The sequence below is a fragment of the Kangiella marina genome (genome assembly GCF_039541235.1).
GTDB lineage: Bacteria > Pseudomonadota > Gammaproteobacteria > Enterobacterales > Kangiellaceae > Kangiella > Kangiella marina.
In genome coordinates this window covers 402,088-424,828 of record NZ_BAABFV010000001.1, presented here as the reverse complement: position 1 = coordinate 424,828, position 22,741 = coordinate 402,088, and the positions used below count along the sequence as shown (strand labels likewise).

The following is a 22,741-nucleotide window of genomic DNA, read 5'->3' as shown; positions in this document are numbered from 1 at the left end:
GTGTTCAACATATAAACGATATGGATTAGTCCGCTAATTACCCTTAGTGCACTGTTGAACTTTGTTACATTTTTCTGTTTTCTTATCCAGGCTATGCCTTGCCTATTGGTTTTAGACCACGTATAAAAGATCAGTTGTACGTATTCATACAAGAACTACAGGTACTTTTATATGAAAAAATTAACTCTTGGGGCAGCTATTGTCTCGGCTGTACTGGCCGCTGGCTGTGGTGATGATTCAGCTAAACAGGCTGATGCTACTGAAACTAAGGCTGCGCAGACCGAACAGAATACTGCTGATATGGCCAATAATGATGCTGCGAATGCTCAAAATGACGCAGCGATGGCTGACAGCAACCCTTTCTTTATGGAGTGGGACACGCCTTATGGCATGCCGCCATTTGATAAAATCAAAGATGAGCACTTTGCTCCTGCTTTCGAAAAAGCTATTGCCGAAGCTCGTGCAGAAGTCGAAGCCATTGCCAACAATCCTGAAGCGCCAACGTTTGAGAATACCATTGTTGCGATGGAGTATAACGGCAAGCTAATGACTAAGGTTGCTAACGTCTTCTTCAACTTGACGTCGGCAAATACCAATCCTGAATTACAGAAGATCCAAAAGGATGTCGGCCCAAAACTTTCTGCATTGCGCGATGATGTTAGCTTAAACGCTAACCTTTTTAAGCGCGTTGAAACGATTTATAACCAACGCGATGAGTTAGGCTTACGCGAAGACCAGATGCGTCTTTTGGAAGAAAATTACAAGTCTTTCGTCCGTGGTGGTGCTCAGTTAAATGATGAAGAGAAGCAGCAGCTTCGTGCGCTGAACAAAGAGATGACCGAGTTGGCTTTATCGTTCTCTGAAAACGTTTTGGCTGAAACCAATAACTGGGAAATGGTTATTGATAACAAAGAAGACTTAGCGGGTTTATCGCAAGGTTTAATTGATGCCGCGGCGGATACGGCTGAGAAGCGTGGTCACGAAGGCAAGTGGGTCTTTACAACGCACCGTCCAAGTAAAACCCCATTCTTGATGTACTCAGAAAAGCCTGAGTTGCGTGAAAAAATGTATTACGCCTACACGCACCGTGGTGATAACGACAACGAGTTTGATAACAAAAAGAATGCAGCTAAATTAGCTCAACTTCGTTCGGAGAAAGCGCAGTTGCTGGGTTATGACACTCATGCAGACTTTGTTTTAGAAGAGCGTACCGCTAAAAATGCTGAAAACGTGTACAACTTATTGAACCAAGTTTGGCCTGCGGCGCTTGAGCAAGCGAAAGCTGAGCGTGCTTTGATGCAGGAGCAAATTGAGAAGTCTGGCGAAGACTTCAAACTGAAAGCTTCTGACTGGCGCTATTATGCGGAGAAGGTGCGTAACGAAAAGTATGCGCTGGATGAAGCAGCAGTAAAGCCGTATTTCTCTTTAGAAAGTACTTTGCAGGGCGTGTTTTATACCGCTAAAACGCTGTTTGGCATGAACTTTAAAGAGCGTTTTGACCTGCCGAAATACCACGACGATGTGCGCACGTTTGAAGTGACTGATAACGATGGCGAGCTTATTGGTATTTACATTTCGGACTTTTATGTTCGCGATGGTAAGCGTGGTGGTGCTTGGATGAACTCATACCGTAAACAGTTTGTGACGGAAGACGGTGAGTTTGTTAAGCCAATCATTGTTAATGTATTGAACTACCCACGCCCAGTAGGTGATGAGCCAACGTTATTGACGTTTGACCAAGCGAGTACTTTATTCCATGAATTTGGACACGCTGCGCATGGCCTATTGTCAGACGGTGTCTATCCTTCGCAAACCGGTACATCAGTTCCACGCGATTTTGTGGAGTTCCCTTCGCAAGTATTGGAGAACTGGATGCTAGAGCCTGAAGTTTTGGCTGAGTTTGCTAAGCACTACAAAACCGGTGAAGTGATTCCGCAGGAGTTGATCAATAAGATCCAAGCGGCGTCGAAGTTTAACCAAGGCTTTGCGACCACTGAGTACATGGCTGCAGCTCTTTTAGACATGGCTTGGCATACACTCGATGGTAGTGAGCTTAAAGACGCTGATGCATTCGAGAAAGCGACTTTGGATGAGCTTGGGCTTATTCCAGAAATTGCGCCACGTTATCGCTCAACGTACTTTAACCACATTTTCTCAAGCGCAAGCGGCGGTTACTCAGCAGGCTATTACAGCTATATTTGGTCTGAGATCTTCGCTGCTGACGCCTATCAAGCATTCCGTGAAAACGGCATCTTTGATAAAGAGACTGCGGACAAGTATGTCGAGTTTATTTTGTCAAAAGGTGGTACTCAAGATCCGCTGGAACTGTACAAAAAGTTCCGTGGTAAAGAGGCCGATCCGAAATACTTGATGATTAGTCGCGGCTTAATTGAAGCAGACGACGAGTAAATCAAGACTCAAATAAGATTTTCAACCATTTGTTGAGTCTGTAAAGCCGCCTTCGGGCGGCTTTTTTGGATTCATTTCTGCATTAGTTTTTCTTGGCAACCCCTCGAAAATTAGGCAAAAACAGCCTTTTCGTGACCTTATTCTCACTCTAAATCTAGTTTTAATCTCAGATTTGCATTCTATTAGTTTTACTTATTCGAAAGGTTAAAAAATATCCTGCGAAAATGTCTTAAAACTGTCACATAAAATCCCTATAATTCTCCTCGTAGCAAACACTTACGGTCTTAATCTTAAAGGAGATGGTTATGAGCGAGCATATCGAGAGTGCATTAGTAGCTGTAATTGCTGCTGTTGTATTATCAGCGCTAGTCATTACATTGTTCTAGTATTTACCCCAAATTATCGTTTCATTAGGTATTTTACCCCAATACCCCTTAACCCGAACATCTCCCCATCATGATGTTCGGGTTTTTTATTGGCTTGTTGTTAGTCCCTTAGTTACAATCAAATTCATCCTTATTTAACCTGTGTTTTGCTTTGTCAGACGCCATTACTCTTGAGCTTAAAACCTCTATCGAAGCAATTCATGCTGACGATTGGCAAACCCTGTTAGCGCACCTTCCGCAAGAACAATCAAGCAATCCATTTATCCAGCACGCGTTCCTCAAGGTTCTTGAGCAAACGGAGTCTGTCTGCGCCAAAAAAGGGTGGCAGCCGTGTCATTTGGCTTTTTACGAGAAGCAGAGTTTAGTTGCAGTCCTTCCAAACTATATCAAGGCGCACTCATACGGCGAGTATGTGTTTGATTGGGCTTGGGCTGACGCTTACCAGCGTCATGGTTTAGAGTATTACCCAAAATCGCTTACGGCCGTGCCATTAACGCCCATTACCGGACCAAGGTTGATGACTTCGCTAGCCCCGGAGAAGTGGCCTGCGCTTTATCGGGCGGCTATCCAGTGGGCGGAACAAAGTCATATGAGCGGTTGGCACATCAATTTTGTGGGCAAGCAGGAAGCTGGGATTCTTGAGTCAGAGTCGTTGATCGCCAAACAAGACATTCAATTCCACTGGCACAATCGTGATTACACAAGTTTTTCTGACTTCTTATCTGTACTCAAAGCTAAAAAGCGTAAAAATATTCTACGAGAAAGGCGGAGCTTTGACCAAGCAGGAGCTGGCTGGACCTTTGAATGGCTCGATGGTCATAGCGCTAGTGCTGAGGACTGGGCCTTGTTTGATCGTATGTATCGCAATACGTTTGACAAAAAGGGCGGTTGGGCGCAACTGAGTGAGAATTTCTTTGCTGCTTGTGCAAAGGCGATGCCTGAGCAGACGCTGCTGTTACTCGCCAAGCATGACGGAGAGCCACTTGCGGGTGCATTTTTTATGCGTTCAGACGATGGGCTTTATGGCCGCTACTGGGGGTGCTTTGAGGAAGTGGAGTTTTTGCATTTCGAGACCTGCTATTATCAAGGCATTGAATACGCGATTAAGCATCAATTGGCATTATTTGAGCCAGGCGCTCAGGGCGAGCATAAATTAGCTCGTGGCTTTATGCCGGTCCTTACACGTTCTTTTCATCATATCAGCCACCGGAATTTCCGCGAGGCGATTGCAAATGCCGTCGCCCAAGAGCAGGAATGGATCATGATTAACTATCAGTCTTATTTAGAGCACTCACCCTATAAAGAGGATTAGGAAAATAGTGCTAGGTTTGCAAGGATAGCCGTTATAGACTGTTTGATATCAGGGTGTTAGCTATTTAAGGAGCGGTTATGCAGTATAAGTTGGACATTATCATTAATAAACCAGTTGGTGAGGTTGTGACATTATTCGATAACCCTGACAACTTGAAAGAGTGGCAGCCAGAGTTGGTTTCATTCCAGCACCTCAGTGGAGAAGAAGGGCAGCCGGGTGCAAAGTCGAGCATTGTTTACTTGATGGGGAAGCGCGAGTGTGAAATGGTAGAGACCATCGAAACTCGTAACTTACCAGAAGACTTTACAGCGACTTACGAAACCAAAGGAGTCATTAATCGGATGGAGAATCGCTTTAAGCCAGTCGGTAGCGACCAAACCCATTGGACAACGATTAATGAATTCACTTTTACTAGTTTAACCATGAAGTTCATGGGCTTTTTTATGAAGAAAGCATTTCCGAAACAAACCATGAGTTACATGCAGCAGTTTAAAGACTTTGCCGAAAAACAATAATCATTCATTTTGATAACAACATTATATGAAAACATTAAGTAAAATTTTTTTTCAGGGGTTATTCGCGATACTTCCGATCATTTTAACCATTGCCATCTTGGTGTGGTTAGTATCGACGCTTGAGACCTATCTCAGTAAACTATTGCTATTGGTCATGCCCGCTAAAATGTATTGGCCTGGACTGGGCTTAATTTTGGGCGTGGCGCTTATTTTTGGCATGGGACTTTTAATTCGACTGTACCTTGGGCAGCTGATTATTCGCGGCCTTAATAAGCTGATGGAGCGGATCCCTGTGGTGAGCGCGGTTTATAGCGCCTTTAACGACATGGTGCGCTTTTTATCACCCTCTGAGAAAGAGAAGTTACAAAAGGCAGTGTTAGTTGAAGTTCAAGACGGTGCTGAGGTGATTGGCTTTGTGACTAGCGAAGATGAAACGCTAGGAGAGCGTGACCAGTTGATAGCGGTGTACATTCCCATGAGCTATCAAATCGGCGGTTTTACCCTGTTCATGCCTAAGGATAAAATCAAAGAGCTAGATATGCCGCCAAGCGAAGCTATGAAAAAAGTACTGACGGCTTCAATGGGTAGCGAAAAGCGCTTAACGCCTGATAAAGCTACGAGTGAGAGCTAACTTATTGAAAGGTCGGTAGTGATTTGAGAACAACCGGCCTTTTCTGTAGAATGCGCGCCTTATCTGACCCCGTTCTGGGGTAATTCACCTGCTCGGTAAGAAAAATGATTGATTTAATAGTGAATAAGACGGCGAGTCTGAAAAATGACTTACTGTCGGGTTTGACTGTTGCTTTGGCGCTGGTGCCAGAAGCGGTGGCATTCGCGTTTGTGGCTAATGTAGATCCTTTAGTGGGGTTGTACGCGGCGTTTATGGTGGGTTTAATTACCTCCATCTTCGGTGGTCGCCCAGGTATGATTTCTGGTGCTACCGGCGCTTTAGCGGTTGTGATGGTCGCTTTAGTGGCAGATCACGGCGTTGAATATTTATTTGCAACCGTGGTGCTGATGGGGATTTTACAGATGCTAGCGGGCTGGATGAAGCTCGGTAAACTGATCCGTATGGTGCCACATCCTGTCATGCTGGGATTTGTTAACGGTCTGGCGATCGTCATTTTTCTTGCGCAACTTAAACAGTTTGGCGTTAAAGACGAGAATGCTGCGAGTTGGCTTGATGGCACCTTCTTAGAAGGGTCGAGCATTGATGTCGCATGGTTACAAGGAACAGAGCTTTACTTGATGTTGGGCCTGGTCTTGTTGACGATGGTGATCATCTATCTAATGCCTAAGCTGACTAAGGCGATACCAGCGTCACTTGCAGCGATTTTGGTGGTGTCGGCTTTAGTACTAGGCTTCGATATGCCAACCAAGACTGTTGGCGATATCGCAAGTATCGGCGGTGGCTTCCCTGAGTTCCATATCCCTTCTGTGCCCCTTAATTTTGAAACATTACAAATCATTTTGCCGTATGCGGTGGTGTTAGCGGCGATTGGTCTTATCGAATCGTTACTGACCTTACGCTTGATTGATGAAATTACGGAAACTCGTGGTAAAGGCAATAAAGAGTGTTTTGCTCAAGGTTTAGCCAATACGGCCACTGGTTTCTTTGGTGGTATGGGTGGTTGTGCCATGATCGGACAAAGTTTGATTAACGTGAATTCGGGTGGTCGAGGACGTACATCGGGTATTGCGGCGGCATTATTCTTGCTGGCCTTTATTTTGTTTGCTTCAGAGTGGATTGAGCAGATCCCTGTTGCGGCGTTGATTGGTGTGATGTTTATCGTTGTTATTGGCACATTTGAGTGGGCCAGCTTCCGTATTATGCGCAAAGTGCCGCGCCACGACGCTTTTGTCCTAGTGGTGGTGTCAGTGGTCACGGTGATCACGGATCTTGCGATGGCTGTGTTTGTGGGTGTGATCTTATCGGCACTAGTGTTCGCCTGGACCAGCGCCAAGCGTGTGCGCGTACGACGTACGGAAAAAGATGGTAAGGCATTTTATACTGTCCGTGGACCTTTATTCTTTGGCTCAACGACTCACTTTGCTGAACAGTTTTCTGCGCGTACCGACTTAGACGAAGTCTATATTGACTTCGAGGGTTCACGCGTATGGGATCACTCAGGTATTGAAGTCATTGACTCTTTAGCGATGCGATACGAGAAAGCGGGTAAGAAGCTTCACTTGTTACACCTGAGTCCAGACTGTATTAAGTTGCTGAAGAAAGCCGGTAACTTAGTCGAAAAAAACTCAGCCGAAGATCCGCGATATTTCGTTGCTGATGATGAATTAGGCGGTTAATCACTTGTGACTAAAGACACTAGCATGACAAAAGAAAATCCTTTCGAGGCATTAACGCCAGACTTTATTCTGGATGCGGTTGAGTCGAGAGGGTTTTATTCGGATGGTCGTGCTATTGCCCTTAACAGTTATGAAAATCGCGTCTTACAAATTGGGATTGAAGACGCGACGCCGGTTATCGCAAAGTTTTATCGACCCAACCGTTGGACCAAAGAGCAAATACTCGAAGAACATGCCTATTGTTTTGAGCTGACTGAACAAGAGCTTCCAGTGGTCGCACCCATTATCACACAAGGCGAGAGTCTGTTTCAGTATCAGGGGTACTATTGCGCTTTATTTGAGCGGAAAGGCGGGCATGCGCCAGAGCTGGATAATCTGGATAATCTTTTTACCTTGGGGCGATTCTTGGGCCGTATCCATAGAGTGGGTCAGGCAAAAGAGTATCACCATCGTCCTGCTTTAACACCACAGACTTACGGTCACGACAGCATCGACTATATTATCGAGCATGCGCTTCCTGCAGAGGTCAAAATGCCGTATGAAAGCATCGCCCGTGACTTGATGAATCTAGTTGATGAGCGGTGGCAAAGAGCAGGTCAACAGCGCAATATTCGGGTTCATGGCGACTGCCATGTGGGCAATATTTTATGGCGTGATGACAACCCTCACTTTGTTGATCTGGATGACTCACGCATGGCTCCGGCTGTGCAGGATATCTGGATGCTATTGTCGGGCGAACGTGAGCAACAACAAAAACAGTTGATGGAGATTATCGAAGGCTACCAGGAATTCTGTGATTTCAATGTTGCGGAATTACAGCTTGTTGAGTGCCTGCGAACATTACGCATGATTTATCATAGCGCTTGGTTGGCTCGTCGTTGGCATGATCCTGCTTTCAAGTTTGCCTTTCCTTACTTTGGCTCAGTACAGTATTGGCAAGAACAAATTTTAGACTTGCGTGTGCAGTTTGCTGAGTTGCAAGAAGCGCCAGTCAGTCTGCCGAATTACTGATGTCCGTCATTCCCGCTATGATTTTTTGAGATTCCTGCCTCCACGGCAATGACAATTATTGGCCAGTTTTCTCAATTCAGGACTCCGTTTAGTGTAAATTCAGCTTTCTCATGCTAGTCTAACTGCATGAAAAATGAACGACATACCTCGACCTCAACGATAATACTCTCAGCAGTGCTCAGTCTACTGCTGGTCAGTTGTGCCAGTAAGCCGCGTCAAACTTCGTCGACAGAACGCAGTGATAAAATCGCGCACCAGCAGAATCCCAAAACGGAAGATAAAGGTTTGACTATTGCACAAATCGCACAGTCTATGGTCGGTGTGGATTATCGCTATGGCGGCAGTAGTCCGAGAGAAGGTTTTGATTGCAGTGGGTTAGTTTATTATTCACATACCAAAGTTGGTGAGCAGGTTCCGCGAGTATCCTATGCTCAGTTAGCAGCTTCTTATGAAGTGGATAAAGACGATATTCAGCCGGGAGATTTGTTGTTTTACCGCATCAATGGCAAACCTTCTCACGTCGGCATTTACATCGGTCACGGACAATTTGTACACGCACCTTCGAGTGGAAAAAAGGTTAGTGTTAGCTCAGTTGAAAATGTATACTTCAAACCTCGCTTAATTAGGGCGGGGCGTTTATACACCAACGAATAATGAGCTATGTCCGAAAAAGAACAAGACACTTGGCACTTATACATCTTACGTTGCAGGGATGAAACCTTATACACAGGAATAACCACCGATCTCACTCGTCGCTTTGAAGAACACCAATCAAACAGTCCTAAGTGCGCCAAATACTTGCGTGGTCGACAGCCTTTGACCATGATTTATCACACCGAATTCAGCAATAAATCATTAGCCCTTAAAGCGGAACTAAAAGTTAAAAAACTGACAGCAAGCCAAAAGAAATTATTGGCTTCAGGGCATTTGGTGATCAATGAAATTGCTGATACGCATTAGGGGTTAGCGTGGAGCTTGAAGGTATAAACAAATTCGATTATGAAATCATAAGAAGCGATCGCAAAACCCTATCTATTGAAGTCCATCACCAAAAAGTTAAAGTCAGAGCGCCACAAAAAGCGCCGCAAGATTGGATAGAAAGCTTTGTCTATCAAAAAGCCAAGTGGATAGCTCGTAAACTTGTTGAGCAGGCAGAGCGAAACGAAAACCGATTAAGACTTAGCGATGGACAATTGATCCATTATCTTGGAAAAGACAGAGTCATATCCATTAAAAAAGGCGCTAATAGAATTAGGGTCTCCGACAGCGGTTTCATCATTCAAAATACCGAATTAAACGCTGAGTCTTTATCAAAACAAATGGATCGCTGGCTCCTTAATCAGGCCAAAGATATTTTGCCCAGTAAAGTCAAAGCTTGGGCCGAGCATATGGGGTTAGGACGTAAGCTTACTGGTGTCCGCTTCAGGAAAACAAAAACTCAGTGGGGGCACTGCACCAGAAAGGGTGTCGTTCAGCTTAACCAATTGATTTTATTAACACCAAACTCTGTGATTGATTACCTGATTATCCACGAGCTGTGCCATCTAAAGCACCTCAACCACTCGAAACGATTTTGGGCGCTTGTAGAAAAATATTGTCCTGACTATCAAAAAGCTGAGCTGTGGTTAAAGCAACATGGACATGATGTTTGGTATTAATGATAAGTGAGAAGGTTATTAAACAAAAAGAAAAGTATAAAGTCATAAGGGCTCTATTAATCGCTCCTTTAATGATCCCTTTGTTTTCAGCGATTCCGGCGTTAATTCTTGGGCAGCGTATCGATGATCTTGGGGTTAGTATTATCCTTGCAATGGCTTTAGTTAGCTACCTTGTAACTATATTTATAGGGTTACCGACCTTTTATTTTTTAAGATTCTTTAACTGTCTCAATCTTATAACACTGTCAATTAGTGGCGCTGTGTTAGGCGCAATAGTTGGTATCGTTGCTGGTATTAATGGTAAGACTTCATTTGACCTTTTACTTGGAGCTACTTTGGGCTTATTGAACGCGTCAATGTTTGGGCTTTTGGCTGGGGTTAAGGTGTTCAATAATAGGGTTACTCGTTACAGAAAGCATTAATTGAAGTTATCCATCTGTTATAGGAGCGTTGGTTTACGTATAAATGCTAACCATATCCTATGGCGGTTTTTCAAATAGTACAAAAAATAGCCAGAACCCCTACACAAATGCCATAAAAACCATTACAATCTCGGCAGAAATTTGCACTGGTTTTACGTTCCAGTCAGCTGAGGAAAATTGAATTATGTCTACACCTGCATCAAATGCAGCTTCAACCCCTGTTGTTGTTTGCGCACTCTATAAATTTGTCACACTCGAAAATTTCGAAGAAATCCGTCAACCTCTGCTTGATGTCATGCTTGATAACGAGGTTAAAGGTACTTTGTTGCTTGCCCATGAGGGGATCAATGGAACAGTAGCTGGTTCACGTGAAGGTGTTAATAACCTTCTTGCTTGGCTAAAAAGTGATGAGCGTCTTGCCGAGCTGGATCATAAAGAGTCTTTCGACGAAACCATGCCTTTTTATCGCACTAAAGTGAAATTGAAAAAGGAAATCGTCACCATGGGCGTTGAGGGTATTGATCCGAAAGAAGTGGTTGGTACTTACGTTAAGCCTAAGGATTGGAATGCACTTATTTCAGATCCTGAGGTTCTGCTAATCGATACTCGTAATGATTATGAAGTGGGTATTGGAACCTTCAAGGGTGCAGTTAACCCTAAAACCGAAACCTTCCGTGAATTTCCTGAATACGTTAAGCAAAACCTGGACCCTGAGAAACACAAAAAAGTTGCCATGTTTTGTACAGGCGGTATTCGTTGTGAAAAATCGACGGCTTATTTAAAAGAGCAGGGTTTTGATAATGTCTTTCACTTAGAAGGCGGTATTCTGAAATATTTAGAAGAGGTCGAGAAAGACGAGACGCTATGGGAAGGTGAGTGTTTTGTGTTTGATAATCGTGTAGCGGTTGATCATGACTTACAGAAAGGTCAATACGATCAGTGCCATGCTTGTCGAATGCCAATCACCGACGATGAAATGCATCACGAAAAATATGAAAAAGGGGTTAGCTGCCCTCACTGTTACGATAAGCAAACGCCAGAGCAACGTCAGCGTTATATTGAGCGTGAGCGTCAGGTGCAACTTGCGAAAGCGCGTGGTGAAAAGCACATCGGCTCTGAAGTGCTGACATCAATTGCTATGCGTCGTCAGTGGAAAAAGCAAGCCAAACAACAGCAGTCAGCAAAAACCCAAATGACGGATAAGTAACCACACTCATGGCCTTATTTATCAGTAAAAGCATATCACTCGGTGATTATGAGATTGACTTACAGGCCATCCGTGCTCAAGGTGCGGGTGGTCAGAATGTCAACAAGGTCGCTTCGGCGATTCACTTGCGCTTTGATATTACTCATTCTTCCTTGCCTAAGGAAGTGAAGCAGCGGTTGCTTAACAGTAACGACTCTCGCATCACTACTGAGGGCGTATTAGTCATAAAAGCACAAAGCCATCGTACTCAAGACCGAAACCGAGATGATGCTCTAAAACGTCTTCGCCAAGCTATTCAGCGCTGCCTCAAAGCACCCAAAAAACGCATTCCAACGAAACCTTCCAAAGCGGCGAAGCGCAGACGCCTTGAAAATAAAAAGCAAAATGCGCAGAAAAAATCGCTAAGAGGCAAAGTCGATTATTGAGCCCTTACTGATGTCGAGATGGTGAGGCATCAGTCGCAAATATTTACATTTGTTCAAAACTATTTCCTTGCATCTCAACGTCTTAACCTTATATTAAATAGATATGACGTTTATTAAGGAGAATCTTATGGCTGAATTAAAGCGTTCGCGAGATAGAGTTATCGCAGGTGTCTGTGGTGGTTTAGCGAAGTGGCTAGGCTGGGATACATCATTAACTCGAATTATCTATGCTTTATTAACCGTGTGTACCGCCTTCGCTGGTGTTATCATTTACATTGTTTTATGGATAGTGATGCCTGACGAGTAAGTAGGCACCTTTAATTTAGTGATAGAGAGGATGATATGATAAAAGTCGGTGACAAATTACCTAATGTTACGATTAAAGTGATGGGTGAAGAGGGTCCAAAAGATATCCAAACAGATGATATTTTTTCAGGTAAAAAGGTTGTGTTATTTGCCGTCCCTGGTGCTTTTACTCCAACATGCTCTGCGGCGCATTTGCCGGGCTTTGTGGTGAACTACGAGCAGTTTAAAGATAAAGGCGTTGATACGGTGGCTTGCATGTCTGTGAATGATGCTTTTGTGATGAATGCATGGAGTAAAGATCAAAACGCTGAGAATTTGCTAATGGTGGCTGATGGTAATGCAGATTTTGCAGAAGCTCTAGGTTTAGAAATGGATGGAACAGGTTTCGGCATGGGCGTTCGCTCGAAGCGTTTCGCATTAATTGCTGATGATGGCGTTGTGACGTCATTAGAGGTGGATGAAAAAGGCTTTGAAAAAAGCTCAGCTGAAAATATATTAAGTCAGCTTTAACTTTTTCACTCAATAAAAAAGCCGCTTTAAGCGGCTTTTTTTATGCGTACACTAGAATGGCGATTATGATTGTTCTACTTTTTTATCGCTGATCTCAGTTGCTTCTTTAGCTTTTTGATTTTCAGCTTCAAGCTTTTTTAATGTTTCTTCTAAGCCAATTTTAGAAATTTGCTCACGGTATTGGTTGGCATAACTTTTGGCCATGCTGACGCCTTCAATGATAACGTCTGTGACGAGCCACTTTTCATCAGGCTGAACCTTAAGGCGGTAATCAATTAGAATAGGCTCACCTTCATTAGGAACGATGGTAGAACGCACGTTGGCCAAGTTACCACTCTTAGAATACTGGGTGTCGTCATAAGTGATCGGTTGCCCATCATAATTGGCAAGACCTTTGGCGTAGCTATTCAACAACAAACCAATAAACTCAGTGATGAATTTTTCACGTTGCTCTGCGCTAGCTTGCATCCAGTAAGTTTTGCCTAAAATGCGCTTAGCCATGTACTCACTATCGACTTCAGGTAATAGGTAGTCACGGATTAGGCTTTTGGCATATTCAGAGTCATTTTTGATTTTATCTTTATTATTCAGAACCTCAGCACTAATTTTCTTCGTCACTTCTTCAAGATGAATCTTCGGATCTTGATAAGCAAAGCTGGCTAGGCTGAATGATAAAAATGTTAAAGCTATCAATGCTTTAGACATAAATTTGTTCATATTTTCCCCTCAATCAAGGATTTAACGTCGCAAAACTAACAATGTTGCAGTATTTTACCTTTGGTTACTATCCTAAACAATCGACCTGAATCATTCCTTAACAATAATTTTCAATACTAAAACGCCTTTATAGCCACTAGATACAGCGAGCTGGCTTAGGAAGTCCCGCAATTTTAGTGGCTTGCTTCGCTGGGCCTTCTGGAAACAGGATGTGCAGGTAAATACTGTTGCCTTTCTCAGACGACCACTCTTTGGCTAAATACTTCACCAGAGGGCGTATAGACGGGCTGGTGTTGAACTCTTCATAAAACTGACGAACGTAGCGTATAACTTGCCAATGGTCATCGGTCAGTTCGATATCTTCTTCCTGACCAATAGCGATAGCAACCTCTTCATTCCACACCGATGAGTCGGTTAAGTAGCCTTGTTTATCGCGAGGGAGTGTCTTTAAATCCACTATCATAACCAGGAAACCGATTTATCATACTCTAGGGTTAGCTCAACAAATCCTTTGTAAGACACTTTTGTCCAGTCTGTGTCTTGCGCTAAGCCTCTGGCAATAAGGTCTTCCTCTAGGACAAAGCCATGTTCTATGGCAGGTAATTGTCGAGACACTATCACGGCATTTTCGATCAGTAACATGGCGTCATTTTCAGACATGGCGGAACGGCATTGATCGAATAATTTGGGGTTGTTAAGAATGTATAATGTCTTCATCGGTCACTCACAACATAAATACAAAGTCTGACTGGGCAATGACTTGTTGAATTTTGTTTGGTTCGGCTTGTTCTGCAACAGGCATGAGTTGTTCCGTCGAAAGATGTCGAAGTCGTAAGTCTTCACTGGACACCAAAACGGTTTCGATGCCATACAACTCTAGCGCCTTAAAAGTTGCGCTATGATTCTTCATATGAAGGATATCTGGCTGCTGGTCTCGAAGAAGTTGATAGATGCCGTCATCAATGAAGAGGGCGCAGATCTCCATGTCAAAGGCGGCTGCCATTAAAGCAATATCCAACAGTTCTCTGCCCGACTGAGTGCCGTAAGGAGCCTTATTAAAGATGATGGATAAGGATTTACTCATAGCCATTACCCAAAGCTCACTAATCGATCGCTTTCTAGCATAGCTTCCGTGAGCTGTCCTAGACCGCTTATTTCAAAAGCTGGATCGAGGTTATCTCCGATGAGCACATTGCGCTCTGCTTCGGCGACGTTTGTTACGCCACGCTTCATCGCTACGGTAACGCAGGCGACCAGTTCAAAGTTATGCTCAATGGCTAACTTGGCCCACGTTTTTGTCAGGTGATATTCGTCAGAAGGAGGGCAGTTTAATCGGCTGGCGACCAAGACACCGTCAGCATAAAAAAAGACCCGCTTAATGACGTGGCCCTGCTCTAGTAAGGTTTTAGCAAATTGAATGGCGCTAAATTGACCTTGAGACGAGTATGGGTTAGCTGTGACTAGTAGGGAAAAAGTTGCCATATCCAAAAGTTAGCCTAGTAATAAGCTGAATATTCTATAGTAAAAAGGGGGCAATTGTTAGCTAGGCAAGAGATTAGAGGGTGCCACCCCGAAGGGTGGCAAGAGTGTTTTATTTAAGACCTAATACTTCTTTGCCTTGTTTAAAGGTAACGTCTACGGGAATTTGTCTTTCTTCTAGCAGTTTCAAGTCTGCTGCAAGCTGTTCGCTGATTATACCCTGTGTATTGAGTAAGCTTTTAGCTGCTTCGTAATCACCGTTGCCTTGAATCACGAGAATTTTTTCAGACAAGTCATTCATCGCTTGGGTCATTTTCTCGAAGTTCACGCTGTAATGACCGGTTTTTTCGTTACGCTCAAAGGCGCCATTGTCCTTGAAGAAATTAAATCGCACCATGTTGGCTTTACCGTGCGCGCTACTCGCACCAAAGCGGACCGAGCGGAAAATACCAGCCATAAAGGTGACGTAATTATCCATTAGCTCGCCTTCTTTAATTTCGCCTTTCTCGTAAAGCTTACTGATCATGTAAAGTCCAAGAATATCCGCTTTACCTTCTTCCAGTGCAGAGGCTGTTTCTTTCAGAGCGCTGCGAACCGTACCTTTATCATTGATGGTGTTTTTAATGCCAAGACCATGAGCCACTTCATGGAACATGGTGTTAGCGAAAAATGCATCAAAGGTGATGTGTTCACGCTGATCTTGAGCGATCAGCTCATCCGCGATAGGAACTAATATTTTATCAAACTTTGCGCGCATAGCATTTTTAAGCTGTAAGCGGCGGGTACCTTTGGCTAACTGAACCTTTTCATCGTTTGGTAAATTAATAGCAATGGTTTTTGAGCCAGCGTTACTGTCACCCGCATAAAAGACCACGTCATAAGCGTTTAAATCACTGTCGGTGCCGGGCATCTCTTGCTTGTATTTATCGTCAACAGGCAAGCCTTTTTGCAGCTCTGGCAAAAACGCTGCGAAGCGAGAAAGACGTTGGCTCCACTCAAGATCTTTAATAAGAACGTAAGTTGAGAAGGCTGCTCTGTAACCGAATAGCTGGTCTTCATAGGTTTCAATAGGGCCAGTCACGACTTCGACAGGGTTTGTTTTAGTGTCCATCCACGCGAAGTCAGATGGCTGGTAATTGTCCGTTAACAAAGCATCCGCTCTAAGTTTTAGGTAGTTCTTGAAACCTTCATCCTCAGCCAACTCAGCGGCTTTTCGAAGTAAGTCACTGGCTTCTGTCAGCTCCTTTTTAAAAGCCACTGAATAAGGCACAAGTGTCAGGTTGCCCTGATCATCACGACGTACGAAAGAGTACAGGCCTTTTTTGCCGGGTTGCTCCCAGTTTTCAAACTCAGTGACCGTCATGTCGTCAGGATAATACTCTGCACCTTTTGATTTGTCTTTGTAGCCATCAATAAAGGGCTTATTGTTGTCCAATCGATCCCAAGGCCCATAATTGATGATAGCGAACTGTTTGGCTTTAGGGTTTTCGATGTCAGCTAACAGGGCTTCTTTGTCGCCAAATGCTTGTTTCCAGAATAAGCCATCCATGATTTTGCCCGCGTCAATTAATAGGCTGATCATGGCTTTCTGGTTATCAGATAAATGACTTAGATCGCTGGTCAAAGTAAAGGGAGCGTAAATATCGAATCGCGAGTAATCGTCTGCGACGGGTTCTTCTGACGTCATTTGCTCGGCTTTGTCCGTCACAGCGACGTTGTCTGCGGCAGTGTGTTCAGTTTTTTCAGCCTGAGTAGTCTCTGAGTTATCAGAACAGGCTCCCAGAGCGAGAATAACTGAGAGGCTCAAGGCTCGTAATGCCGTGGTTTTGTTTGATGTTTTCATGTCTGATTCCTGTTTATGTTTAAGCTTGTTATTGTTCAATGAGCGGAGTTTAGCACAATGCGAAAAAAAGATTTTTGATTACCTGCTCAGTTTTAAACGGTTGTTAACGTCGCTTAAGTAATCTTAAAACCGACTAAAGACATACTTTTCGCGTTTAACCTGTTTAACCCCAAACTCTTTATCTTTAAGCATCTCAAAAACTTCATCGACCATATTAGGGTTGCCACAAAGGTAGGCCATATCGGTTTCTGGGTTGGGGTTAAGCTCTTTGAGTTTAGTTTGTACATAGCCGGCGACACAGTCCGGTTTGTCCTCACGACTTAAGCATGGGTGGAAATGCACATGATCCAGTAAGGCGACCGCTTTAAAGTCATCTAGGTAGAACATATCTTTTAAATACTGGGCACCAAAAAGAATGTGAAACTCGGTGTCAGTTCGATTTTTAATTTGCTCAATCATTGAGCGGTAAGGGGCGACTCCTGTGCCTGTACCTACTAAAAAGACACGTTTCGGTAATTCTTCCGTTAAACAAAGCAGACCGAAGGGCCCCGTCATCTCCATTTCCATGCCAGGCTCGGCATTAAAAAACAACTCACTGGCTTTTCCACCATCAACGTAAGAGATAACAAATTCAATGTAGGTGGTGTTATCTCCGTCCTTTTCTAAATTGGCGATGGAGTAGCTACGCTTAATAGGGCGATCATCTTCAGTGCCGAGCATAAACGAAACAAACTGACCCGGTTTATAGGTGATGGTTTTAGGATCGTCTAACCGAAACACCAGTTTACGGATGTTGGGCGTAATAGTTTCGTTGGTTTCTAAGTGCACTTTAAAGCTTGGAAGCGGCATGTTTGACCTTATTTGATTGTCCAGAATTGGATATTGGAACCCATTATATAAGACTAATTGCAAATATCTAGGTAGAGGTTTTGGCGTATTTAACGAATTTTGACATTGATTCAGTTATGGTTCATTTCACTTTTGTTGTACTAGTACGCAAGCTCCCCCGAGGTCAAGTTTTATAAGGGAGTAAGCCGATTTCGGGGCTGGTTATGACGAATAGGAGACGAAAATGTTTAAATTAATCAATAAATACAGTGTATTAGCCTCAGCCATTATGCTGAGCATTTCAGGCGTCGACGCCAGTCAAGCTGAACAAAAGAATATCCAAGTAGGTGCAGAAACTAGCGCCACTATTACTACCGCAATTGCTAAACGCGCGAAAACAACCACCGTGGTTAACGATGATATTGAGACTGGTTCGTTAAAAGGACAGTCCAGCTCTGTTGTACGTACCAATGTCTATTCAAGTCAACAATCGAGCAGCAATCTAGAGCAAGAATTAAAAGCATTCCAAAGCCTCGATTTTAAGAACCAAAAAAATACCACTCGTGCTGAGATGCAAAAGCATCGAGCAGAGACTAGCAAGTTACCGAAATCTTCAGGTAAAGCACAAAAGAATGGTTTGAGTCATCTCTATATCCATGACGCTGCTGTGTTGTTGTTTGATGATAATGATGGTGATGGTTATTACAGCCAGTTACGGGTTGATTTCGATGTTGACTCGTCTTATGCCGACTACTTCGATGTTTATGCCGAGCTCTTTATTCGTCGAGTAGGAGACACTCAGTGGACACACTATTACACAACCGATGTGTTTGAGATCTATTATGATTATGGCTCGGATGAGTATAGCGTCACTACGCGCTTGAATACGGGTTTCCCACCGGGTAATTATGAGGTTTTAATTGACTTATTCGAGTATGGTTACTCTGATACTGTTGATACGCTTGATCCTTATGATGATTATGATTTGGCAAATTTACCGCTAGAAGATAAAACTTATGAGTCGACAGGCGTTACCAGTGATACCTATGTCGATAATGTTAAAACTGAAATCTTCACTGATAGCGACGACGATGGTTTTTATCGCGAGTTCACGATAACCTTTGATGTTGATACTGAAGATACCGCTGACCGTGATGTCTATGTCAACTTGTACCAACGCACTGATGGTGGTTCGTGGCAGTTTGAAACAGAGACCGATGTGTTTACTGTTTATGGTTACAGCTCGGAAGACGCGTTTGAAATAAGCGGAAACTGGCAGTCAGGTTATCCTGCAAACTACTACGACTTTAGGCTTGAAGTTATCGATGCCAATAGTGGTGAAGTGTTAGATGATGTATCGCCAGAGTTCTCTCCACTACTTCAGGTTCCTCTTGAAGATGCCAATAGCGATACTCGTGACTCGAGCCCGAATCCTCCTTCTTCGACCACCAGTAGCGAATCCGGAGGCGGTAGCACAGGAATCTTCATGCTAATTTTACTAGGTTTATTAGGAGCTTGTAGAAAAATCATCAAGCGTTAACTGCTTCACAATTAACCATCTTTAGTGTAGTCTAGCTGGTGCTTTTAAAGGGAGGAGACTATGAAAGCATCAGCCAGACATATCTTAGTCAGCGACGAGCAACTTTGTCAGGAAATAAAGAAAAACATCGAGTCAGGCATGGACTTTTCTGAAATGGCCGTTAAACATTCGGTCTGCCCATCCGGGAGTCGAGGTGGTGATTTAGGTGTTTTTAGACCGGGAATGATGGTTAAAGAGTTTGATGAAGTTGTATTCACCCGTTCACTGAAGGTCATTCATGGGCCAGTTAGAACACCTTTCGGGTTTCATCTCATCGAAGTTACTGAACGCAATAAGTCTTAGCATAATCTTCTATTCTTACTCTCTTTATGATGTAAAATGATGCAAAAGTGACGATAAATTTCGATACACTTTTCTCAAACTAAAAGTAATTAGAACGTTATAATCATTCACTTTCGATAAAGTTAAGTAGTACGTATGAAGCAGTTGCTAATGATAGCTTTGATTGCCGTTTCTATCGGTAAATCAGAGGCAGTACAGCCTGAGACTAATAATAATGCATCAGTCATTAGTATCCCCAAAGTTGAGGCTCAGATCACCGTTGATGGTCGAATGGATGAGGACTTTTGGCAACACGCGACAAAAGTTGAATACCGTTATGAAACCCAACCTAGCCAAAATGTTGAACCGAAAGTAAAGACCGTTGCTTACATAGCAGAAAATGGCGATTCGCTGTTAGTGGCTATCAAGGCGTATGATCCTGAGCCTGAGCTCATACAAGCCTCCTATAAGAAGCGTGACCAAATTTATGGCGAAGATACCGTCGGCTTTAAAGTGGATACCTTTAATGATGAGCGCAAAGCTTACAATTTCTTTGTTAACCCATTAGGGATTCAAGGCGATAGTATTGAAGATGATGTGTTGTTGCGAGAGGATTCATCGTGGGATGCTATTTGGGAGAGTGCCGGCCACTTTGACGATGATGGCTATACTGTTGAAATTGAGCTACCGTTTAAAGTGCTTCGTTTTCCTAATACTGACGGCCCAAAAACTTGGGGTATCGATTTTATTCGATTTTACCCACGAGATGTTCATTACCGTTTAGCCTATTCGCCTAATGATCAAAATTTGAGCTGCGTTCTTTGTCAAATAGCGAAAGCTGAAGGGCTGGATAACATTGTAAGCGGCAGCAATTTGGAAATAACGCCTTATATCGCAGCAGATAAAAATGAGTTTCGCAACCCACCGGCACAAACACAATGGCAGAGCGAGGGTGTGAATTATAATGCTGGAGCCGATTTACGATGGGGTGTCACTGATAACTCTGTACTTAATGCCACGATTAACCCAGACTTTTCACAAGTAGAAACCGATGCCGCCCAGCTAGGTGTTAACAACCGATTTTCTTTATTTTTCCCCGAAAAGCGACCTTTCTTCTTGGATGGCGCCGAGTATTTCAATACCCGTTATAACTTACTTCATACAAGGAATATCGCGGATCCCGATTTTGGAGTGAAGTATACGGGTAAGAACAGTGGTCACTCGTACGGCGTTCTGGTTTCTCGCGATCAAACCACCAGCTTCATTATTCCAGGAGCACAAAGCTCTTCGGTTTATACTTTACGAGACAGTAACTTAGGTGATGTTGAAAGTGATGTTGCCGCTGCACGTTATTCTTTAGATGTTGGTGAAAATTCTCAAGTGGGTTTTTTAGCGACAAACCGCTCGGCGGATGGTTATGAGAATACCGTGTTGTCCATCGATGGTAGCCAGAAACTTTACGACGCAGGAACCTTGCGTTATCAGTTGATGTACTCTGACTCGGATAACACCGAGGATATGCAACAACGGTTCGGGCTTGAACCCAATACTACGGGTAGAGGTTTCGAATTAAATTATAGCCATCGTGACAAGCATTGGAACTGGTATGCCACCCGTTCTGACTTTGATGATGACTTTAGAACCGACTTAGGGTTTTTAGGCGTTGTCGGTAACACCAAAGATGTTGTAGGAGTGGGGCGTCGCTGGTATGGCGATGACGACGATTTTTTCCATGAGTACAAAGTTAGTGGAGAGTACAAGGAACGTCATTTAACCTCTGGGCAGAAATACGAGCAGCAGCGCGAAGTTGGCTTTCAATTGAATGGTCAATATCGGTCATTCTTTTTCTTTGGTAGCGCCAACCGAGATACGTTTTACGAGCAGATATGGTTTGATGAACAGTATTACTGGATGGAAAGCAGCTTCCGTCCTATTGGAAGTTTGAGATTAGGTGTGTATTTAGAAGCGGCTGATACCATCGACTTTAGGCATAACAGACCTGGCGAGTCCGACACCTATAGTTTATTTACTGAGTGGCAGGTCAATGATCATTGGTTGTTAAGTTTTGATCGTCGCAAAACTGAATTTACCGTCAACGAGCAGCCGTTGTTTGATGCCGTCATCAGTAACCTAAACACCAGTTATCACTTTGATGATAAAAGCTTTTTACGCCTAATCGTTCGATACAGTGATGTGGACTATAATACTGCCCTATACTCCGATCCGAGCCAGGTTGAACAGGAAACTTTTATTAGTCGACAATTGCTCTATACCTACAAGTGGAATCCTAGAACGGCATTTTACTTGGGCTATTCGGACAATGGTTTTGAAGATGACTCTGTATCGAGATTTAAAAAAACAGGAAGAACATTGTTTACTAAGTTTAGTTACGCTTTTCAGTTGTAATTATGAAATAGAAAAAACGCGCCTCGGCGCGTTTTTTTATGAGCAATGATGTAGCTTTACCGGTCAGCTAAAAAATCGTTTTGTTGCTTCTTCAGGTAATTCAAATCCAGTGACCTGAGCCCGCTGCAATAACTGCCAATAATAACGATAAGTAGCTCGGTCATGGAGTTCGCCATCGTATTGGATGGGGCCCCAGTGATTGTCTTGAGCTGCGACAAGGATATTTACCGCATCGTCAACCTCTGAGTAATCAGGCTTCATGGCATCGACGATGGATTGAATTTGGGTCGGGTAAATGCTCCACATTCTGAGGAAGCCAAACTCATGACGCGCCCGCTCAGCATCTTTAAAGGTTTGGTATGGATTTTTTAAATCTAAGGTTACGTTGTGTGACGGAACCACGCCGTTGGCGAGTGCGGCAGTTGCCATTTCGGATTTAGCTCGCGCTAGTAGCGGATGGTCAAACTGACCAGGGCTGCGCATGCAAGCTGCTGGAATCGCGCCTTGATGATCGCTGACAAAGTCCATCATGCCAAAATCAAGCACTTGTACCCAGTCTATGGCTGCGATGTCCCAAACTTCTTTTAGTGCTCCATGAGTTTCAATCAGTACATGGATCGGGATTTCTCGATTGACCTTATGCTCTTTAGCTTTGGCTTTGATGTAATCCACCATTTCAACGATATGTGCTGCTCGGTGAGTTTTAGGCAAGGTAAAGTAAGCGACGCGATCGCCAATAGCCGGCATCAGGATATCGACATCAGCTTTCCAATGATCGTGAGTGTAATCATGGATTCGAACGCCGGCCATATTATGTTTATTGTTGTCGCTGGATAGTACACGAGCGATCATTTCGGCATGTTCTTTTTCTTTGCCAGCCTGAGCACCATCTTCGCAGTCACAGGTAATATCAAACACTGGGCCAAACTTATCTTGTAACTCTAAGGCCTTGATAATTAACTTCTCACTTCCAGCAAAGTGTTCGCAGGTCGGAATAATCGGGAATTGTTTTTCGGCATTAAACAATGCTTCGTTTGGGTGAACCATCGAACTCACTATTTTCTCCTTATAACTCAATGACATAGTTAATACTTCTGAAAAGTCGCATTAGCTATCGTTTGATTTATACTAACGATAGA

The 22,741-nt window shown here is 43.6% G+C and carries 25 protein-coding genes; 17 read left to right on the top strand and 8 right to left on the bottom strand.

Translation table 11 applies throughout. The features are described from left to right. The first annotated feature begins 171 nt into the window (after nt 1–171). From ABD943_RS01845 to ABD943_RS01780, 14 genes are all read left to right on the top strand, one after another. Entirely contained in the window at nt 172–2,409 is a 2,238-nt protein-coding gene (locus tag ABD943_RS01845; RefSeq protein ID WP_345291493.1) for a M3 family metallopeptidase, read from the top strand. A 537-nt stretch (nt 2,410–2,946) separates the two neighbouring features. Further along, entirely contained in the window at nt 2,947–4,107 is a 1,161-nt protein-coding gene (locus tag ABD943_RS01840; RefSeq protein WP_345291492.1) for a GNAT family N-acetyltransferase, read from the top strand. 77 nt (nt 4,108–4,184) lie between these two features. Next, the gene (locus ABD943_RS01835) at nt 4,185–4,622 is read left to right on the top strand and encodes an SRPBCC family protein (protein ID WP_345291491.1); all 438 of its coding nucleotides are present in this window, start codon (nt 4,185–4,187) and stop codon (nt 4,620–4,622) included. 25 nt (nt 4,623–4,647) lie between these two features. Continuing rightward, on the top strand, nt 4,648–5,253 hold the full coding sequence (locus ABD943_RS01830; RefSeq protein WP_345291490.1) for a DUF502 domain-containing protein: 606 nt from the start codon (nt 4,648–4,650) through the stop codon (nt 5,251–5,253). Nucleotides 5,254–5,357: 104 nt separating this feature from the next. After that, nucleotides 5,358–6,929, top strand: a complete 1,572-nt coding sequence (locus ABD943_RS01825) for a SulP family inorganic anion transporter (RefSeq protein WP_345291489.1) — start codon at nt 5,358–5,360, stop codon at nt 6,927–6,929. Nucleotides 6,930–6,953: 24 nt separating this feature from the next. Beyond that, nucleotides 6,954–7,940: a serine/threonine protein kinase gene (locus tag ABD943_RS01820; RefSeq protein WP_345291488.1), complete on the top strand. Its 987-nt coding sequence runs from the start codon at nt 6,954–6,956 to the stop codon at nt 7,938–7,940. 126 nt (nt 7,941–8,066) lie between these two features. Continuing rightward, a complete protein-coding gene (locus ABD943_RS01815) occupies nt 8,067–8,594 on the top strand; it encodes a C40 family peptidase (protein ID WP_345291487.1) in 528 nt (175 codons plus the stop codon). Nucleotides 8,595–8,600: 6 nt separating this feature from the next. Further along, nucleotides 8,601–8,900, top strand: a complete 300-nt coding sequence (locus ABD943_RS01810; RefSeq protein WP_345291486.1) for a GIY-YIG nuclease family protein — start codon at nt 8,601–8,603, stop codon at nt 8,898–8,900. A gap of 8 nt (nt 8,901–8,908) precedes the next feature. Continuing rightward, the gene (locus ABD943_RS01805) at nt 8,909–9,598 is read left to right on the top strand and encodes a M48 family metallopeptidase (RefSeq protein WP_345291485.1); all 690 of its coding nucleotides are present in this window, start codon (nt 8,909–8,911) and stop codon (nt 9,596–9,598) included. Next, on the top strand, nt 9,598–10,020 hold the full coding sequence (locus ABD943_RS01800) for a hypothetical protein (RefSeq protein ID WP_345291484.1): 423 nt from the start codon (nt 9,598–9,600) through the stop codon (nt 10,018–10,020). Before ABD943_RS01805 ends, ABD943_RS01800 begins: the two co-directional genes overlap by 1 nt. A gap of 184 nt (nt 10,021–10,204) precedes the next feature. Next, complete coding sequence (gene trhO / locus ABD943_RS01795) at nt 10,205–11,227, top strand: oxygen-dependent tRNA uridine(34) hydroxylase TrhO (protein WP_345291483.1); 1,023 nt, start codon at nt 10,205–10,207, stop codon at nt 11,225–11,227. Between the two features lie 8 nt (nt 11,228–11,235). Next, on the top strand, nt 11,236–11,652 hold the full coding sequence (arfB, locus tag ABD943_RS01790) for an alternative ribosome rescue aminoacyl-tRNA hydrolase ArfB (protein WP_345291482.1): 417 nt from the start codon (nt 11,236–11,238) through the stop codon (nt 11,650–11,652). Nucleotides 11,653–11,779: 127 nt separating this feature from the next. Further along, complete coding sequence (locus tag ABD943_RS01785) at nt 11,780–11,959, top strand: PspC domain-containing protein (protein ID WP_345291481.1); 180 nt, start codon at nt 11,780–11,782, stop codon at nt 11,957–11,959. Between the two features lie 35 nt (nt 11,960–11,994). After that, complete coding sequence (locus tag ABD943_RS01780; RefSeq protein ID WP_345291480.1) at nt 11,995–12,468, top strand: peroxiredoxin; 474 nt, start codon at nt 11,995–11,997, stop codon at nt 12,466–12,468. A gap of 63 nt (nt 12,469–12,531) precedes the next feature. Here ABD943_RS01780 and ABD943_RS01775 read toward each other — a convergent pair whose 3' ends face one another. The 7 genes from ABD943_RS01775 to ABD943_RS01745 form a co-directional block, all read right to left on the bottom strand. After that, nucleotides 12,532–13,185, bottom strand: coding sequence for an MlaC/ttg2D family ABC transporter substrate-binding protein (locus tag ABD943_RS01775; protein ID WP_345291479.1), 654 nt, complete (start codon nt 13,183–13,185; stop codon nt 12,532–12,534). A gap of 136 nt (nt 13,186–13,321) precedes the next feature. After that, the gene (locus tag ABD943_RS01770) at nt 13,322–13,648 is read right to left on the bottom strand and encodes a TusE/DsrC/DsvC family sulfur relay protein (protein WP_345291478.1); all 327 of its coding nucleotides are present in this window, start codon (nt 13,646–13,648) and stop codon (nt 13,322–13,324) included. After that, complete coding sequence (gene tusB, locus ABD943_RS01765; protein ID WP_345291477.1) at nt 13,645–13,902, bottom strand: sulfurtransferase complex subunit TusB; 258 nt, start codon at nt 13,900–13,902, stop codon at nt 13,645–13,647. Before tusB ends, ABD943_RS01770 begins: the two co-directional genes overlap by 4 nt. 7 nt (nt 13,903–13,909) lie before the next feature. Further along, nucleotides 13,910–14,269 carry a sulfurtransferase complex subunit TusC gene (gene tusC / locus ABD943_RS01760; protein ID WP_345291476.1) on the bottom strand — a complete coding sequence of 120 codons (360 nt, stop codon included), beginning with the start codon at nt 14,267–14,269 and terminating at the stop codon, nt 13,910–13,912. 5 nt (nt 14,270–14,274) lie between these two features. Next, nucleotides 14,275–14,667, bottom strand: coding sequence for a sulfurtransferase complex subunit TusD (gene tusD / locus ABD943_RS01755; protein WP_345291475.1), 393 nt, complete (start codon nt 14,665–14,667; stop codon nt 14,275–14,277). Between the two features lie 109 nt (nt 14,668–14,776). Beyond that, nucleotides 14,777–16,507 carry a dipeptidyl-peptidase 3 family protein gene (locus ABD943_RS01750; RefSeq protein ID WP_345291474.1) on the bottom strand — a complete coding sequence of 577 codons (1,731 nt, stop codon included), beginning with the start codon at nt 16,505–16,507 and terminating at the stop codon, nt 14,777–14,779. 123 nt (nt 16,508–16,630) lie between these two features. Then, nucleotides 16,631–17,356: an FAD-binding oxidoreductase gene (locus tag ABD943_RS01745; RefSeq protein WP_345291473.1), complete on the bottom strand. Its 726-nt coding sequence runs from the start codon at nt 17,354–17,356 to the stop codon at nt 16,631–16,633. Between the two features lie 223 nt (nt 17,357–17,579). Between ABD943_RS01745 and ABD943_RS01740 the strand changes: the two genes are divergently transcribed. The 3 genes from ABD943_RS01740 to ABD943_RS01730 all read left to right on the top strand — a co-directional run bounded on the left by ABD943_RS01740 (nt 17,580) and on the right by ABD943_RS01730 (nt 21,602). After that, on the top strand, nt 17,580–18,875 hold the full coding sequence (locus ABD943_RS01740; protein WP_345291472.1) for a choice-of-anchor H family protein: 1,296 nt from the start codon (nt 17,580–17,582) through the stop codon (nt 18,873–18,875). Nucleotides 18,876–18,935: 60 nt separating this feature from the next. Further along, on the top strand, nt 18,936–19,217 hold the full coding sequence (locus ABD943_RS01735) for a peptidylprolyl isomerase (RefSeq protein ID WP_345291471.1): 282 nt from the start codon (nt 18,936–18,938) through the stop codon (nt 19,215–19,217). A gap of 135 nt (nt 19,218–19,352) precedes the next feature. Beyond that, a complete protein-coding gene (locus tag ABD943_RS01730) occupies nt 19,353–21,602 on the top strand; it encodes a DUF5916 domain-containing protein (RefSeq protein WP_345291470.1) in 2,250 nt (749 codons plus the stop codon). 63 nt (nt 21,603–21,665) lie between these two features. Here the strand turns inward: ABD943_RS01730 and ABD943_RS01725 are convergent, their stop codons facing one another. Next, nucleotides 21,666–22,658 carry an HpcH/HpaI aldolase/citrate lyase family protein gene (locus ABD943_RS01725; RefSeq protein WP_345291469.1) on the bottom strand — a complete coding sequence of 331 codons (993 nt, stop codon included), beginning with the start codon at nt 22,656–22,658 and terminating at the stop codon, nt 21,666–21,668. Nucleotides 22,659–22,741: the final 83 nt, after the last annotated feature.